This is a genomic window from Acinetobacter johnsonii, from assembly GCF_048551975.1.
GTDB classification, from domain to species: domain Bacteria; phylum Pseudomonadota; class Gammaproteobacteria; order Pseudomonadales; family Moraxellaceae; genus Acinetobacter; species Acinetobacter johnsonii_A.
Window position 1 is genome coordinate 12,769 of sequence record NZ_JBIMCF010000013.1, and the last position, 16,719, is coordinate 29,487.

The 16,719-nt window shown below is 42.3% G+C and carries 14 protein-coding genes; 10 read left to right on the forward strand and 4 right to left on the reverse strand.

Annotated elements, in window-relative coordinates; translation table 11 throughout:
• Positions 1 to 21: 21 nt before the first annotated feature.
• A complete protein-coding gene (locus ACG9ZB_RS10855) occupies positions 22 to 642 on the reverse strand; it encodes a TIGR00730 family Rossman fold protein (RefSeq protein ID WP_419325758.1) in 621 nt (206 codons plus the stop codon).
• Positions 643 to 974: 332 nt separating this feature from the next.
• On the opposite strand from ACG9ZB_RS10855, the gene ACG9ZB_RS10860 reads away from it, so the two are divergent.
• From ACG9ZB_RS10860 to ACG9ZB_RS10885, 6 genes are all read left to right on the forward strand, one after another.
• Positions 975 to 2,555 (forward strand): TerC family protein, encoded by a 1,581-nt coding sequence (locus ACG9ZB_RS10860; RefSeq protein WP_419325760.1) that lies wholly within the window; start codon positions 975 to 977, stop codon positions 2,553 to 2,555.
• A gap of 72 nt (positions 2,556 to 2,627) precedes the next feature.
• The gene (locus ACG9ZB_RS10865) at positions 2,628 to 3,095 is read left to right on the forward strand and encodes a YchJ family protein (protein WP_419325762.1); all 468 of its coding nucleotides are present in this window, start codon (positions 2,628 to 2,630) and stop codon (positions 3,093 to 3,095) included.
• Between the two features lie 59 nt (positions 3,096 to 3,154).
• Positions 3,155 to 3,799, forward strand: a complete 645-nt coding sequence (locus tag ACG9ZB_RS10870) for a trimeric intracellular cation channel family protein (protein WP_004692884.1) — start codon at positions 3,155 to 3,157, stop codon at positions 3,797 to 3,799.
• A 103-nt stretch (positions 3,800 to 3,902) separates the two neighbouring features.
• Positions 3,903 to 5,222 (forward strand): MFS transporter, encoded by a 1,320-nt coding sequence (locus tag ACG9ZB_RS10875; protein ID WP_419325764.1) that lies wholly within the window; start codon positions 3,903 to 3,905, stop codon positions 5,220 to 5,222.
• Between the two features lie 536 nt (positions 5,223 to 5,758).
• Positions 5,759 to 7,978, forward strand: coding sequence for a DNA topoisomerase IV subunit A (parC, locus tag ACG9ZB_RS10880; protein WP_419325766.1), 2,220 nt, complete (start codon positions 5,759 to 5,761; stop codon positions 7,976 to 7,978).
• A 148-nt stretch (positions 7,979 to 8,126) separates the two neighbouring features.
• The gene (locus ACG9ZB_RS10885) at positions 8,127 to 9,806 is read left to right on the forward strand and encodes an AMP-binding protein (protein WP_419325768.1); all 1,680 of its coding nucleotides are present in this window, start codon (positions 8,127 to 8,129) and stop codon (positions 9,804 to 9,806) included.
• 47 nt (positions 9,807 to 9,853) lie between these two features.
• Here ACG9ZB_RS10885 and ACG9ZB_RS10890 read toward each other — a convergent pair whose 3' ends face one another.
• Positions 9,854 to 10,234, reverse strand: a complete 381-nt coding sequence (locus tag ACG9ZB_RS10890) for a hypothetical protein (protein ID WP_058868712.1) — start codon at positions 10,232 to 10,234, stop codon at positions 9,854 to 9,856.
• Positions 10,235 to 10,341: 107 nt separating this feature from the next.
• On the opposite strand from ACG9ZB_RS10890, the gene ACG9ZB_RS10895 reads away from it, so the two are divergent.
• Positions 10,342 to 10,746: an MAPEG family protein gene (locus ACG9ZB_RS10895; RefSeq protein WP_104221762.1), complete on the forward strand. Its 405-nt coding sequence runs from the start codon at positions 10,342 to 10,344 to the stop codon at positions 10,744 to 10,746.
• Positions 10,747 to 10,863: 117 nt separating this feature from the next.
• Positions 10,864 to 11,388, forward strand: a complete 525-nt coding sequence (ppa, locus tag ACG9ZB_RS10900; protein ID WP_004692877.1) for an inorganic diphosphatase — start codon at positions 10,864 to 10,866, stop codon at positions 11,386 to 11,388.
• 103 nt (positions 11,389 to 11,491) lie between these two features.
• On the opposite strand, the gene ACG9ZB_RS10905 is transcribed toward ppa, so the two are convergent.
• Positions 11,492 to 12,784, reverse strand: a complete 1,293-nt coding sequence (locus ACG9ZB_RS10905; RefSeq protein ID WP_419325770.1) for an OprD family outer membrane porin — start codon at positions 12,782 to 12,784, stop codon at positions 11,492 to 11,494.
• Between the two features lie 456 nt (positions 12,785 to 13,240).
• Here ACG9ZB_RS10905 and ACG9ZB_RS10910 point away from each other — a divergent pair, with 456 nt between their 5' ends.
• Both ACG9ZB_RS10910 and ACG9ZB_RS10915 read left to right on the forward strand, forming a co-directional pair.
• On the forward strand, positions 13,241 to 14,011 hold the full coding sequence (locus ACG9ZB_RS10910) for a TorF family putative porin (RefSeq protein WP_419325772.1): 771 nt from the start codon (positions 13,241 to 13,243) through the stop codon (positions 14,009 to 14,011).
• Between the two features lie 347 nt (positions 14,012 to 14,358).
• Positions 14,359 to 15,129, forward strand: a complete 771-nt coding sequence (locus ACG9ZB_RS10915; protein ID WP_419325774.1) for a TorF family putative porin — start codon at positions 14,359 to 14,361, stop codon at positions 15,127 to 15,129.
• A 71-nt stretch (positions 15,130 to 15,200) separates the two neighbouring features.
• Here the strand turns inward: ACG9ZB_RS10915 and ACG9ZB_RS10920 are convergent, their stop codons facing one another.
• Positions 15,201 to 16,688 carry a YifB family Mg chelatase-like AAA ATPase gene (locus ACG9ZB_RS10920; protein WP_419325776.1) on the reverse strand — a complete coding sequence of 496 codons (1,488 nt, stop codon included), beginning with the start codon at positions 16,686 to 16,688 and terminating at the stop codon, positions 15,201 to 15,203.
• Between the last annotated feature and the right edge of the window lie 31 nt (positions 16,689 to 16,719).

Here is a 16,719-nt window from a genome sequence, read left to right on the forward strand (position 1 = left end):
TTATGGCATTAAGAACAGGGTTTAAATGGCAAAGTGTGTTGGACTGCCGAGGTTGGCAATGGCTGAATAAATCTGTTCAGCATGGTTGCACACAATCAGTTTTGCGCGGTGCTGTGGCGGTAGAAAACCTTCTTCTACTGCATGATCCAACTGGGTAATCAGTGCGTCATAGAAACCATTGACGTTATAAATCATCATCGGCTTTTGGTGTTGGTTCAGTTGTCCCCAGGTTGCCACTTCTAAAATTTCTTCAAAAGTGCCTAAACCACCAGGTAGTGCGACAAAGGCACTTGCACGTTCGGCCATTAAGGCTTTGCGCTCATGCATGGTTTGTACAACATGTAATTCGGTCAGTTGGTGATGCGCAATTTCATAATCCAGCATAAATTCTGGAATGACGCCGACGGCTTCACCGCCGTGGCTAATCATGGCATCGGCCACTTGTCCCATGAGGCCAATACTTGCCCCCCCATAAACCAGACCAAAACCCTGTTTAGCTAAACCTTGTGCCAGTGCAATCGCTTTTTCTTGATAAATCGGTTTATTGCCCGAACGAGAACCGCAGTAAAGTGCGATCAGAGGTTGCGTGGTTTGAACGTTTACTTCAGTGTTGAGAGAGGATGTTTTTAATTCACTATTCATGGCGTATGTTTTTACCTTTTGCTTTATCTACTTTTTCTTTCATAGTTTAAGCAAGAAATGTGACGGCAAGCTGTATTTAATCTCACAATCGGGTAATAATTTGTTAAATACTTTAAAACAGTGCGCTTTTGAAAAAAAGATGAATTTCATTGAGATCTTGCCTATACTTATTTCCTGTTTTACAACACAAGAACGAACATGGGTAGTGGTAGTTGTCGCTCAAGACATCTTCAGTTTTCCGAAAATAATTTACAGCGAGCAGTGCTGAATCTTCATTTTTATTCGCCTAATCATTATGCGCGTTATACATTCCCTCGACAGGAGCAGATCACATGATATTTGAATGGATGTCTGATCCTTCTGCGTGGGTGGGCTTACTCACCTTGGTGGTGCTGGAAATTGTCCTCGGGATTGATAACCTCGTTTTTATTGCGATTTTGGCGGAGAAACTTCCACCAGAACAACGCAATACGGCTAGAGTTGTTGGTTTGATCCTTGCACTCTTAATGCGTTTGGTGCTGTTGGCCTCAATTGCTTGGGTGGTGACACTGACCGAGCCGCTGTTCCATATCTTCGATCATCCTTTCTCAGGACGGGATTTGATTCTTTTGTTTGGTGGGGTGTTCTTGTTGTTTAAAGGCACCATTGAACTGCATGAACGTATTGACGCCAAAGTGGTTCAGAAAGAAGAAAGTCCAGCCAATGCTGTGTTTTGGATGGTGATCGTTCAGATTGTGGTTTTGGATGCTGTATTTTCCTTAGACTCGGTGATTACCGCAGTCGGTATGGTTAAACACCTGTCTGTGATGATGATTGCGGTGGTTATCGCCGTGGGCATTATGCTGTGGGCATCCAAGGCCTTGATGGAATTCGTCAACAAACATCCGACCGTGGTGATTTTGTGTCTCGGCTTCCTCATGATGATCGGTTTCTCATTGATTGTAGAAGGCTTTGGTTTCCATATTCCAAAAGGCTACTTATATGCCGCGATTGGTTTCTCGGTGATTGTTGAATTCATCAACCAAACCATGCGCCGTAATCAAGAGAAAATGGTCACCACCACAGATCTCCGCTATAAAACTGCGTCTGCAGTGCTGCGAATGTTGGGCGGTAAAAATAATGATCATGCCTCTGAGCCTGAAGATGTCCTGGCAACTCGCGCTTATGCGGATGAAGTATTTGATCCTGAAAATGGGGTCTATCATAGTGTCTTGGTACAAGGGGTGCTGGGTTTGTCCGAGCGTCCTGTGAAGTCCGTGATGACACCACGTCCAGAGTTGGAGTGGATTGATTTAGAGGATGATGAAGCCTCGATCAAATCACAACTACTCAGTATTACGCATTCACGTTTAATCGTGGCACGGGGCGAGTTAGACAACATCGCCGGTGTGGTGCTGACCCATAAAGTTTTAAACGAATATATCGAAACTGGTGTACTCGATTTTGATAAACATTTACGTGAACCTGTGATTGTGCATGAAAATGCACAAGTCCTGATGGTGATGGAACAATTGCGTCAAGCACCGTTGCAAATGGCTTTGGTCTTGAACGAATATGGCTCGATTGAAGGGATTGCCACGCCGATTGACGTATTAGAAGCGATTGCAGGGGAGTTCCCTGATGAAGATGCCGAAGACAATGTGGCTGAAAGTTTAGAAGATGGTAGCTTGATGCTCGATGGTTCAATCGATATTCGCCATGTGTCGTTATTGTTGGATCGGGATTTGGTTGACGAATCCGAGCAGTACTCAACCTTGTCAGGCTATATCCTTTTTCATTTAGGTCGTTTACCTGAAAATGGCTCTAGCCTTGAAGCAGATGGTTGCATTTTTGAAGTGGTGACAATGGATGGGCACAAAATTGAAAAAGTGCATGTGATTCCAAAGTCGGATCTGCATAAGGAATCATCTTAAAATCCGTCCTCAAACTGGGGTGAACAGGTTAAAATAGCTCGCAATGTCGAGCTATTTTTTTATGGAAAAATCATGAGTAATGTTGAGTGTCCGTGTGGGCAGGGTGAATATGAAACGTGCTGTCAGCCTTTGCACTTGGGACAAAGCCGTGCGCAGAGCGCTACTCAACTTATGCGCTCACGTTATAGTGCTTTTGCCAAACAGCAAATTGATTACATTGTACAAACCACAGCGTTGGGGCAACAACAGGCTCTAGATGTTGCAGCAATTTCTGAGTGGAGTCGAAGCAACCAATGGTTAAAGTTAGACATCGTACAGGCCAAGGAAAAACTCGATAAAAACCATGCCATGGTTGAGTTTAAGGCCCATTATCATGATGGCACATCGCCACAGATACATCATGAAATTTCACATTTTGTGAAACATGCCGAGGCTTGGTATTTTTTAGATCCAACCACTGAAATGCAAATCACCATGAAACAAGCGTGCATCTGCGGTTCAGGGAAAAAATTTAAACAATGTTGTGCACAATTTTTATAATTTTAAGCAAATTTGGCTTAGAATAGCGCGCATCAATTAGCCTATATGGAATCCAGGCGATGTTACTCACTATTATTTATATTATAGCGATCACAGCAGAGGCAATGACAGGTGCACTGTCGGCGGGTCGGCGTAGTATGGATTGGTTTGGTGTGGTGATTATTGCCTGTGTCACAGCGCTGGGCGGAGGTTCTGTCCGCGATGTGTTATTGGGACATTATCCGCTGACTTGGGTCAAGCATCCTGAATATCTGATGCTGACGTGTTTTGCCGCTTTTATGACAATTTTGATTGCCAAGTGGATGCGTCATTTACGCAACATTTTCTTGGTGCTCGATGCTCTGGGCCTAATCGGTTTTACCATCATCGGCTGTCAAATTGCCTTAGAAATGGGACATGGTTTTGTGGTGTCTGCGGTCGCAGGAGTTCTGACAGGGGTATCAGGCGGTATCTTACGTGATATTTTGTGTAATGACGTCCCTTTGGTCTTCCGTCGTGAGCTGTATGCCAGTATTTCTTTTGTCGCGGTGATTTTCTATTGGGGCTGCATTCAGCTCGGTTTATCACTTGAGCTGACCGTGATTTCGACTTTAATCTTTGGTTTTAGCTTACGTCTAATCGCGATTTACTTTGGCTTAGAAATGCCAAAATTCATTTATCAAGACGATGATGAACAATCGGCTTCCTCGAAAGATGCCAGCTAAAATAGCAGTGATTTGACTGCCTTATTTGTATAAAAAAGCACATAATGATAAAGCCTGTTGAGGAAGCAGCCCGCTATCTTTTTCCCGCTTTAGAGGCCGAGCTATGGATTTAGTTTCTCGCATACAACGCTTACCGATCGGTAAATTTCACTACACCTTGTTGTGGGTCATTGGCTTGGGCTGGATGTTCGATGCCATGGATACGGGGCTGATTTCTTTTATTTTGGCAAAAATGGCCGAAGATTGGCACATGAGCCCAACCGATAAAGGTTGGGTGGTTTCAATTGGCTTTGTCGGAATGGCGATTGGTGCAGTGTGTTCAGGGGGCTTGGCCGATCGTATTGGGCGTAAAACAGTTTTTGCCGCGACCCTAGTGATTTACAGTTTAGCGACGGCAGCCTGTGCCTTTGCCCCGAACTTAACGTGGTTGTTGGTGTTTCGTTTTATTGTGGGTTTAGGCTTAGGTGGACAGTTGCCAGTAGCGGTGACCTTGGTCAGTGAGTATATTCCTGCACAGGTACGTGGGCGTTTTATTGTTCTGCTAGAGAGTTTTTGGGGCTTAGGTTGGCTCTGTGCTGCCTTAGTGGCGTATTTTGTGATTCCAAAGTTTGGCTGGCACATGGCTTTTTTGATGGGCGGGATTCCTGCACTGTATGCCATTGTCATTTGGTTCAAAGTGCCTGAGTCAATTCCTTATCTTATCAACCGTGGTCGAATTGTAGAAGCGCACGCTTTGGTGCAGCAGATTGAACGTCAATGTGGCGTTGAAGTCCTTGAACATATCATCGTTAAACCAGTGGCAGAAAAAAAGACCGTGTCTTTTACCCAGCTCTGGTCGGGTGCATTTGCACGTAGAACCTTGATGTTATGGCTGATTTGGTTTGGCATTGTGTACTCTTATTATGGCATTTTTACATGGTTACCCAGTTTGCTGGTGAAGCAGGGGTATAGCATTGTTCAGTCTTTTGAATATGTCCTGGTGATGATTTTGGCACAGCTGCCAGGCTATGTGGCCGCAGCATGGCTGGTGGAAAAACTTGGACGTAAAGCAACCTTAGCTGGTTTTATTGGCATGTGTGCAGTTTCCGCGTATTTCTTTGGTCAGGCTGACACTGTGAGCATGATCATGTTCTGGGGTTGCTTAATGTCATTCTTTAACCTCGGTGCATGGGGGGTGTTGTATACCTATACCCCAGAGCAATATCCAACCAATATTCGGGCTTTTGGTTCGGGCTGGGCATCGGCCATTGGTCGTATGGGCGGCATTGTCGCACCGATGGTGGTGACGCATATGATGGTCATGAGCAATGGTTTTAGTGCAATCTTTATAATGTTTACCGCAGTACTACTTGCGGTGGCGGCGGTGATTTTGATTTTGGGTGAAGAGACCAAAGGCAAAACATTGGAAGAAATTGGACTGTAATTTAGTCCGTGCTGAAGATTGAGCGTCAGATGTGCTGAGACTCTCAGTCTTCAATACGCTTCAACATAAAATCTAGATGATGGATTTGAAAATAGCCCATAACTAGATCCAACTCAGCAAAAAAAAAATGCAATCTGCTCGACTGAAATGTGGCCTATCAATGTTGCATTTTGATAAAAGTTAGCCCCGTGCATGATGAGGCTATTTAAAATAGCTGTGACTTGATTGATGTGATCTATCCAATTTGTTGTGTCGTATTTTGGACGAGGATGACCGGATTTTTGTCGATCGTATCGATTAAGTTGAGAAGATTGAAGTTGCTTAACCATTTTCCTTGATGAGCAGAGATGAACACAGGAATTGAACTTCAAAATAATTAGTTGCTCATTTTAAAAAAAATGGATAATTTTACGACACTAGGAATATCTAAAGACGCAATTTGTCGTAGTGGTGTACGCTTTCACTTGTATAGGCAGAGCCTGCGACATAGCATAAGAACTTAAACAAAAAACGATTAATTAGGATGACAGGTTGTTATGACAAGCCTTGCGCATCAAGCGACAGAAAACCGTTCCGTAGCCGAATTTACTGAACAAGCATATCTCAATTACGCCATGTACGTGATCATGGATCGTGCCTTACCGCATATCAGCGATGGTTTAAAACCTGTACAACGCCGTATTGTGTATGCCATGAGTGAATTGGGGCTGAAACACAGCGGTAAGCCCAAAAAATCTGCGCGTACCGTTGGCGATGTGCTCGGTAAGTATCACCCGCATGGTGATTCGGCCTGCTATGAAGCGATGGTGCTGATGGCGCAGCCTTTTAGTTATCGTTATCCGTTTATTGAAGGTCAGGGTAACTGGGGTTCTCCCGATGATCCAAAATCATTCGCGGCGATGCGTTATACCGAGGCCAAATTATCTCAATATAGTGAAGTGCTTTTGTCTGAACTGGGACAGGGGACTTGTGACTGGCAGGACAACTTTGATGGTTCGATGAAAGAGCCTGTGACTTTACCTGCACGTATTCCGAATATATTGTTAAATGGCACCACAGGCATTGCAGTTGGTATGGCTACGGACATTCCACCGCACAACCTGCGTGAAGTCGTGAAAGGCACGATTGCCTTAATTCGCAATCCAAATTTAAGCGATGAAAAAGTTGCAGAATATATTCCTGCACCCGATTTGCCGACCAAAGCAGAAATTATTACGCCACCTGAAGAGCTGTTAAAAATACAAAGCACAGGTCGGGGAAGTTACCGTATGCGTTCGGTGTATAGCATCGAAAAAAATGAAATTGTGATCACGGACCTGCCTTATCAGGTGTCAGGCTCGAAAGTTATTTCGCAAATTGCAGATCAAATGCAGGCGAAAAAACTGCCTTTGGTGAGCGATGTACGAGATGAATCGGATCATCAAAATCCAACCCGTTTGGTAATCGTACTGCGTTCAAATCGGATTGATGCTGAAGCGGTGATGAGTCACCTTTTTGCAACAACCGATTTAGAGTCGAGCTATCGGGTGAATATGAACATGATTGGTGCGGATGGCCGTCCACAAGTGAAATCGATTCGTCGTATTTTGCTGGAGTGGATTGAAATTCGAAAGGAAACAGTCACCCGTCGTCTGCAATATCACCTGAATAAAATTGAAAAACGCTTACATATTTTGGGCGGTTTGATTATTGCCTATTTAAATATTGATGAAGTGATTCGTATTATTCGTGAAGAAGAACAGCCAAAAGCGGAGTTGATGTCACGTTTTAATATTGATGACATTCAGGCCGAAGCTATTTTAGAACTCAAGTTGCGTCATTTGGCCCGACTTGAAGAAATGGAAATGCGCCGTGAGCAAGAAGAGTTAGAAGCCAAAGCTGCACTGATTCGTGAACAGTTGGCTAATCCAGAATCTTTAAAAGCTTTGATCATCAATGAACTCAAAGATGATGCGAAAAAATACGGGGATGACCGTCGTTCACCAATCGTACATCGTGCAGAAGCGACGGCGATGAGTGAGCAAGATTTCATGCCTGCTGATCCTGTGACCGTGGTCTTGTCTGAAGCGGGGTGGATTCGCTCAGCCAAAGGTCATGAAGTTGATGCCGAAAACCTGAACTTCCGTGCAGGCGATCAATACCTCAGTCATGCACAAGGTAAATCGAATCAGCGCGTGTATGTGCTGGATGAGTCAGGACGTAGTTATGCACTAGCCATTAATAGCCTACCGTCCGCACGTGGTCTGGGAGAACCGTTGAGTTCAAAATTATCCCCAGTCAGTGGTGTTGGTTTTAAACAAGTCTTCATTGCTGATGATGAAGCCGAAGTCATAGCACTAAGTAGTAAAGGATATGGGTTTAAAACACAGGCAAAACAGTTAGATACCAATGCAAAAGCAGGGAAAGCCTTCCTGACTTTACCTGAAAAAGCCACAGTTATGCCGTTAATCAGTGTTGATCAGGCCACCCATTTGGTGTTATTGACCTCAGCGGGTCGTTTGCTGATTTTAGAGTTGTCAGAGTTGCCTATTTTGAATAAAGGTAAAGGTAATAAATTGATACAACTTGAAGAGAAAGATCAAATTGTATTCATGACAAGATTAACGCTAGATGAAATACTGCAAGTCGTTGCAGGACAGCAGCAATTAAAATTGAAGGGTGATGACTTACAAAAATACATAGGCAAAAGAGCATCAAAAGGGCAGTTATTACCACGTGGTTATCAAAAAGCAAATAAACTGTTAGTTCAGAGATAAAACTAGCATCCATTGATCAAAATACGTTATATATGGTATGTATGCGGGAAATGGATGCAGTATTAAGCAACACAAGTTAAATAAAGAGCGCTTAATATTGAGAACAAAAGTTGAAATTTAAGGATTACTGATAGGAGAATCGGGCGATATGGAAAAAATTTGGTTCGCAGAATACCAAAAAACGGGGATTCCAGAAACTGTAGAATTGCCACCAGAAAACACGTCATTAGTCGATGTTTTTGAACGAAATTTCCAAAAATTTGGCTCTCGTGATGCTTTTATTTTTATGGATAAAGTGCTCACTTTTAGTGAGTTAGAGGAAGCAAGCCGTAAATTTGCAACGTATTTACAAAGTCTGGGCCTAGCAAAAGGCTCGCGTGTTGCTGTGATGATGCCGAACGTTCTTCAGTATCCTATCGTTGCTTTGGGTGTATTCCGTGCAGGTTTAGTACTGGTTAACGTCAATCCACTGTATACCGCGCGCGAACTTGAACATCAGTTAAATGACTCGGGCTCAGAAGTTTTAGTGATCATCGAAAACTTTGCCTCTGTTTATCAAGCGATTAATGGTAAAACGCCAGTTAAACATGTTGTGATTGCCTCTGTAGGTGACATGTTAGGTGCATTAAAAGGCACACTGGTGAACTTTGTATTACGTTCAGTGCGTAAGCAAATTCCAGCATGGAATATTCCTGGCCATATTCGCTTTAACGCAGCGATGTCGAAAGTCAGCGCGAGCAATTATAAGCGCCCGAACTTAACATTAAGTGACACAGCAGTGCTTCAGTATACTGGTGGCACTACAGGAGTATCTAAAGGTGCAGAACTGACGCATCGCAACCTTGTGGCGAACATGTTGCAGTGTGACGGTATTTTCCAAAGTAAATTTGGTGCACAAGATGGTCAACCTAATGACCGCATTTTCTGTGCATTACCGCTATATCATATTTTTGCGTTCATGGTGTGTGCGATGTACGGCATGTACAAAGGCCAAGCCAACGTTTTGATTCCAAACCCGCGTGATTTACCTGCGGTGATGAAAGAATTACGTAAATACCAACCGTCATTCTTCCCAGCAGTGAATACACTATTCAATGCTTTAGTGAACAATGAAGAGTTTAAGCAACTCGACCACAGCAAATTGAAAATGGCGATGGGCGGTGGTATGGCGGTGCTTCCTTCTACAGCAGAAGCGTGGAAGCGAATTACTGGAACCAACATCATTGAAGGTTACGGGCTATCTGAAACTTCACCTGTGGCAACGGCAAATCCGCCAGCGTCAGAAGAGTTCAGTGGCACGATTGGTATTCCATTGCCATTAACTGAAGTTGCAATTTTGGATGATGACGGTAAGGAAGTTGCACTGGGTGAACAAGGTGAGATTTCAATCCGTGGTCCACAAGTAATGCGTGGCTATTGGAACCGTCCAGATGAAACGGCTAAAGTGATGACTGAAGACGGTTTCTTCCGTACGGGTGACATTGGTGTCATGGACCCTCGCGGCTATGTGAAAATTGTAGACCGTAAGAAAGACATGATTTTGGTGTCAGGATTTAACGTTTACCCTTCAGAAATTGAAGAAGTGGTTTCAAAGCATCCTAAAGTATTGGAAGTCGCTGCCATTGGTGTACCTGATGAAAAATCAGGTGAAGTACCAAAACTGTTTGTGGTGAAGAAAGATCCATCTTTAACTACAGAAGAAGTCTTGGCCTTTGCGAAAGAGAACTTAACGGGTTACAAACGTCCGCGTTATGTTGAATTTTTGGATGAATTGCCAAAATCAAACGTAGGTAAAATCCTACGTAAAGATTTACGTAAAACAGCTTAAGTTCAAATAAAAAAAGCGCCGTCAGGCGCTTTTTTTCATGTTCGCATTTAATTTTTCATTAACCACCGATCAATATAGGGACGGCCAATGCCCAAGATGCCAACAAAGGTCAGCATCGTACCGCACTGACGACTAAAGGCTGGGAAAGCAAAACTACCAAAACTCAGTATATTATCGATCAGACAATAGACCGCTACTGCAAGCAACCAAGTCCATAGATTTTGACGTTTAATCCCGACCATCCAAAATGCAATGATCAGCATGACCAGTGTGCCAAGAGTCGAACCAATATTCATATTGGCACAAATGACCGCCAATAAAAAAGCCGTAACGGGAAGCACAATCTTTAAAACACGATCCACTTGGCGTTGATGTTGACGCTGAATTTCGAGCACGTCGAACATTTCTTTTTGATCAGGGCTAGCCATGCTGGAGTCTCATCGAGAAATTATAAAAACACTATAATTTAACCAAATTTATCCTCGGAATGCCATGCTATGATAGCCGTCGAAATGATCTTGATGAGAAAAAACCAATGCAAAGCATTAGCGGGATTATTTATCTCATTTTAATTGCTTGTTTACTGCCTTACGTATTTACAATCATTGCTAAAAAAACAGCAGGATTTCGCGCCAAAGATAATCAACATCCGCGTGAATTTCTCGCCAATACGACTGGTCTGGCAGCACGTGCCAATGCGGCACAGCAAAATAGCTTTGAGAGTTTACCGTTATTTATTGCCGCTATCTTAATGGCTGAATATATGGTGATTCCGCAAGTGATCACCATGACGTTTGGTATTGCCTATCTTGTCTTTCGTGTGGTGTATGGGATTTGCTATTTGGCCAACTGGTCGACGCTTCGATCGATCGTTTGGCTGTTGTCACTGCTTTGCCCAATTTGTTTATTATTGTTGGTCATTCGACTGACGATGGGCTAAGTGCGAAACATACATATTTTCACCCAGTGGATGTATAATCGCAGAAATATTTTTTTCTCAAAAACCGTTATAATCGATGCGGTTTTTAAAAGATTTAACTTGTTAAAGAGTGATGTTATGAGCTACAGCAATATTCCTGCGGGTAAAGATGCACCGAACGATATCTACGTGATCATCGAAATTCCTGCAAATGCAGCACCAATCAAATATGAAATTGATAAAGATTCGGATGCACTTTTTGTAGATCGTTTCATGGGTACAGCAATGTTCTACCCAGCGAACTATGGTTATGTACCAAACACTTTGTCTGAAGATGGTGATCCATTAGATGTTCTTGTTGTAACGCCGCATCCAGTTGAACCAGGTTCAGTAATTCGTTGCCGTCCTGTGGGTAAATTGAACATGGAAGATGACGGTGGTATCGATGCGAAATTGATCGCAGTTCCACATGACAAGTTAACGCCAATTTATAAAGACGTGAAAGAATATACCGATCTTCCACCTTTATTGATTCAACAAGTTGAACACTTCTTCGCGCACTATAAAGACTTAGAGCCAGGAAAGTGGGTTAAATTAACTGGTTGGGAAGGTTCTGAAGTTGCTAAGCAAGAAGTGCTTAAAGCAATTGAAGCAGCAAAATAATCCTTTCAAGGATTGAGGTTGAACTTTATTTTGTAAAGTTCAACCCATAAAAAAACCTGCACAATGTGCAGGTTTTTTTTAGATATCTGAAAAAGTCTTCAAATTAGAAGAATTTTACAGGGATATCTAACCAAATACGCCATTCGTTCGTGTCAGCCATATAATCTGTATTATAGGCATCATCAGCACGATAGTAAGAGTGACGAACACGTAAGCTTGCATCTTTAGCAAAACCAGATTGAACGGTATATTTCACTTGGTTAAAGAATTCACGTTCTTGTGCATCATTTTTAGTTGAGGTTTTAATATCCCAACCATAGACAAATGCAGTTGTCCAACTTAAACCAGGAATACCGTATTCATTGAAATCTAAGCTATATTGAACTTGAGCAGATTTTTCATGATTACCTACAAAATCAGATAAATATGAGTTTGGTAAGTAGATACTTTGACCACCGTCAGCATTCCAACCATATGCATAGCCTGTATTACCAGTATTTTGTTGGTAAGCAAGCATGACATTGTGAGCGCCTTGATTATAAGCACCAGAAATAGCCCAAATGTTGTTAGAACGATCATCATCATTAGTTGCAGTAGAATACGAAGTATCAGCTTCTTTATCCCACTCAGTGTGGTAACCACTAAAGTCAAAAGTTAAGGTGCTGTTATTAGCTAGTGGGTGTACATAGTTTGTATTGATGTAATGACGCTCAAGTGCATTTTTGCTGTCTAAGCCATAGTAAGATGCATTGATTTGATCATTAAACTTGTATTTCGCACCCCAAACCACAGCGCGATCTAATTCATTACCATCACTTTTGATTTGGTCTGAATATTGGTTTTTCGTGAATTTACCTGCTGTTAATTCTAAGCCGTTAATTTCACGGCTTGTTGCTAATACACCTTCAAAGTATTCAGGAACCATACGTGCTGTATTACTTGCAAGCACAGGTAGATCAAGTACTTGAGTTCCATAACGGACTTCTGTATTTGAAATACGTGCTTTGACAATGCCACCACCACGACCCCAATGATCATAAGCATCTACATGGCCATTGGCATCTTTATCACCATCGTTATGTAATGGAATCATTTGGTTGCCAGCATGGTTATTTTTGCCCAGTTTGAATGAACCATCACCAATCACGCCTACACCAAAACCAACGATGCCTTGAGTGTAACCAGATTCGATTTTAACCATTGCAGATTGAGCGGCAGAACTTGTGTCAGCTTCACCATTTTTCTTGTCGCGACTTAAATAACCAGTACGGAATAACACTGATCCTTCAGCGTCTTCAACGAAACCTTTAGATTCACTTTGCTCACTCGCAAAAGCTGTTGATATAAGTGCAGTTTGTACTAAAACTGCTAATGCTAATTTTTTTGTGTTTTGCATTGGGGAGCGAACCTTATACAAATTGGATGGAAAGAGAACAGCAATTGTATAAGTAATCGCTGAAAAATTGTCATTTTTATTTAACATATTCAACTAAAGTAATGAATTTTTTTGTAAGTGATCTGTTTGAAATATTTTAATTTTAGTTAAAATATTTGGTTGACTAGAATAAGTCTTTATAAACATTGAATTATTTTTCTCTCCTTCATTCACTTTTTTGCTATGTATTGCAGAATATAATATATAGGCTGCGAAGTTTTTTAGCCTATGAATCAAAGTGTTTAACTATTTCTGGAATTTTGGAATCAGCTTAAAATCATGCATAGCTAGATTGGTAAACGATGAATTACACAGCAGTTGTCTAGGGAAAATTGACCCATTGTTAAAAATAGCTTTAAAATTTATGGGTATGGGATCAGTAAATGATTCATGTCTAAAGAAATTTCGAGAACTTAAATGTATAAAAATTCACATAAAATTGCACTATTTTTAATTTTTTCTACTGGCAGTATGTTGGTCAACGCAAGTGAGCCACAGCAACAAAGCTCAGAAGGTGGACTCAGTGGAAGCCTTGCTGTGCTCAGTAAGTATATCTATCGTGGCGGTATTGAAAATGACCAGCCGACCCTGCAAGCAGGGCTTGAATATGAACATGCATCGGGTCTGTATGCAGGTTATTGGGGTTCGACACTGAATTATGATGCCGCGGATATTAGCAAAGATCACGGTGTTGAGCATGATTTTTATATAGGTTATGCAGGCACACTCAGTCCAGATGTAAGCTATCGCTCACATATTGTGACTTATTTATATAATGATGGCGGCTCGGTCTATAGTGAAGATCGCACAGAACGACGAAGTACGACTGGAGCAGAGTTTGTAAATAGTCTGAGCTATAAAGACTTTGATGTAGGCGTCACGGTGGCTTTAGCTGATGTGAGCTATGCCAATGCAGGCGATACCTATTTAAGCCTTGGACATCATTATTCACTTCCACAAAACTTTCAATTCAATAGTTCAATTGGTGCATCGATTTATCGTCAGCATGATGATGCCATACTCACTACAGAGAAGAACTTTACTGTTAATGAAGTTCGCTTAGGCCTGAGTAGACCCTTTGCAGAGACAGGGATCGAGATGTCTGCGGATTATATTTATGGTGTACATAACCGTATGGGCGAGGATTTAGAAGACTATCTGGTGCTGGGTTTAACTTACAACTTCTAAATTCTGTAGATATGAAAAGTGCATCCTGATCGGTTGGGGATGCACTTTTTTTATGCACTTAAAAACCTACCTTCCAAAGATGAGTCTCAAAATAGCGCATATTGTAAACAATTATGTTTGTTTGATGAGCTTGGCTTCAATTCACCGCGAAGAGGTTTAACGATCAAGTTGAGGATGAGCTCAATTTCTTATATTTTATATAATTTTAACAAAAACAATTATTTACAATAATTTTTTAAAAGGTGTATCTGATGTTGAATTGAATGTGGCATAGCTATTGCTACTACCTACATGAGTTTATCGAAATAATCAAAAAACGTCGGATACGATGTGGGGGGAATCAAACAATGAAATTTGCACTTAAAGCATTATCTTTAGCTGTGGTGGCTTCAGCTTCTACATTCACTTTCGCAGATGAAGAGCCAGCATTACCGTTTGGTTTATCTTTTAGCGGAAGTACTGCTGTAACAACCGACTATCGTTTCCGTGGTTTAACTCAAACCCAAAATGATCCAGCGGTACAAGCGGGATTTACTTTGGCCCATGACTCAGGCTTGTATTTGGGTCTTTGGGGTTCAAATGTTGATTTTGGTGAAGGTTCACCGAGCTTAGAGCTCGATCCATCAATTGGTTTTGCAACAACATTAGAAAGCTTTGCCAGCAAGCCAGTGCTTGATGTGGGTATGTTGTACTACAGCTATCCAAGCGCAGATGATCTGAACTGGTTAGAGTTTTATGGCAAATTAACCTTTGCGAGTGTTTTCACTGAAGGGGATAGCCTATTGACCAATCTGAACTATACCAATGACTATGCTGCAGCAGATACAGACAGCTGGAATATTAATGCAGGTTACGCAGTTCCATTTGGTTCAACGGGCTTTGGCGGTGTCGCGAATGTCGGTTATACGGTGGTGAGTGATGAAGATAAATATTCATTTGGTGATGATGACAATTATGTCGATTGGAAAGTGGGTGTGACCTATGCATTCCAGTCCATTCCTGGTGCAACAGCAGAATTGGCAGCAGTAGGAAGCAATATTGATACTGATAATCTGGATCATGCGACAGCACGTGGTGTAAAAACAGGTGCCGTATTTACCTTAACTAAAACTTTCTAAATTTTAGCATTTTTAAAACCCCTCTAGTCCTATGGATTAGAGGGGTTTTTCTATGTGGAATTTAGCGATTTTTAGGCATTTTGCTGTCGGTAGGAGAGAGCTTCGGTCAAATGTCCTGTTTGGATGTGCTCTGACTGTGCCAAATCTGCAATGGTTCTGGCCACCCTTAAAATCCGATGATAACCCCGAGCAGACAAATTTAAACGCTGTTGTGCTTTTTCAAAGATTAAAGCAGCTTGTCTATCTAGCGGTGCGAACTGTTCGAGCTGTTTGGGTGATAAAGCCATATTGAGACAAGCTTGGCGCTGCATTTGCCATTGATAAGCTTGAATCACGCGCTCACGTACAGTTGCCGAGTCTTCTACGACTTGTGTGTCCTGCAATTCAGAAGCATGCAAGGGTGGTACATCAATATGTAAATCAATCCGATCCAGTAACGGCCCTGAAATACGGTTTTGGTAGCGTTTAATCGCCTCGGCTGAGCACTGGCAACGGCTATCTTGATTAAAAGCATAACCACAGGGACAAGGATTCATTGCAGCAATCAGTTGGAAATTGGCTGGAAAGGTGATCTGCCGTGAAGCACGCGAAATCACAATCTCTTTGGCTTCAATCGGCTGTCTTAAAACCTCTAAAACCTTGCGGTCAAACTCTGGTAGTTCATCTAAAAACAGTACACCTTTATGTGCCAAAGTAATTTCACCAGGTTTGGGTTGTGACCCGCCACCGACTAAGGCAACTGCAGAAGCTGTATGGTGCGGTGCACGAAATGGCCGCTGCCCAAAAGGATGTTGATGATTGGCCACCGAGTAAATACTCGCCACTTCCAAATTCTCTTGCGTGTTCAAGGGCGGTAGAATACTGGCTAAACGTGAAGCCAATAGGGTTTTCCCTGTCCCTGGCGGTCCTTTAAACAGTAAAGAATGACCACCTGCCGCCGCAATCTCTAAGGCACGTCTCGGACGCAGTTGACCTTTAACATCGGCCAAATCAAATTTGTAGTGCTGAGAGGCTTTTAACGCCGTGGGTTGAAACTGTTGGATGAGATGGTTTTGCGACAGATGCTCACAGACTTGTTTTAAATGTTGCGCTGCAAACACTTGGAAGTTAGGCAATTGAGAGGCTTCTTGCGCATTGGCCTCAGGTAAAATCAGTTGATGTCCAGCTTGCTGGCAGGCAATCGCAATACTTAAAGTACCTGAAATTGGTCGCAGTTGCCCATCAAGTGCCAACTCACCTATAAATTCAAAATTTTCAGTTCCTTGCTCAGGGAGCTGACCAGAGGCAATTAAAATACCCAGTGCAATAGGCAAATCCAGTCGTGAGCTGTCTTTGGGCAGGTCTGCGGGTGCAAGGTTGATGGTGAGGCGTTTGGTCGGAAACTGAAAACCACTATTGATAATGGCGGAGCGCACCCGATCTTTGCTTTCCCGAACAGCTGCTTCAGGAAGCCCCACAATGGTTAAAGAGGGTAGTCCTTGGCTCAGATGGACTTCAACTTCAACCGAAGGTGCGTGTAAACCGAGCAAAGCTCGAGTGTAAATTTTGGCAAAAGACATCTTTTGTTCCATTATAGTGCATTATTTTAAT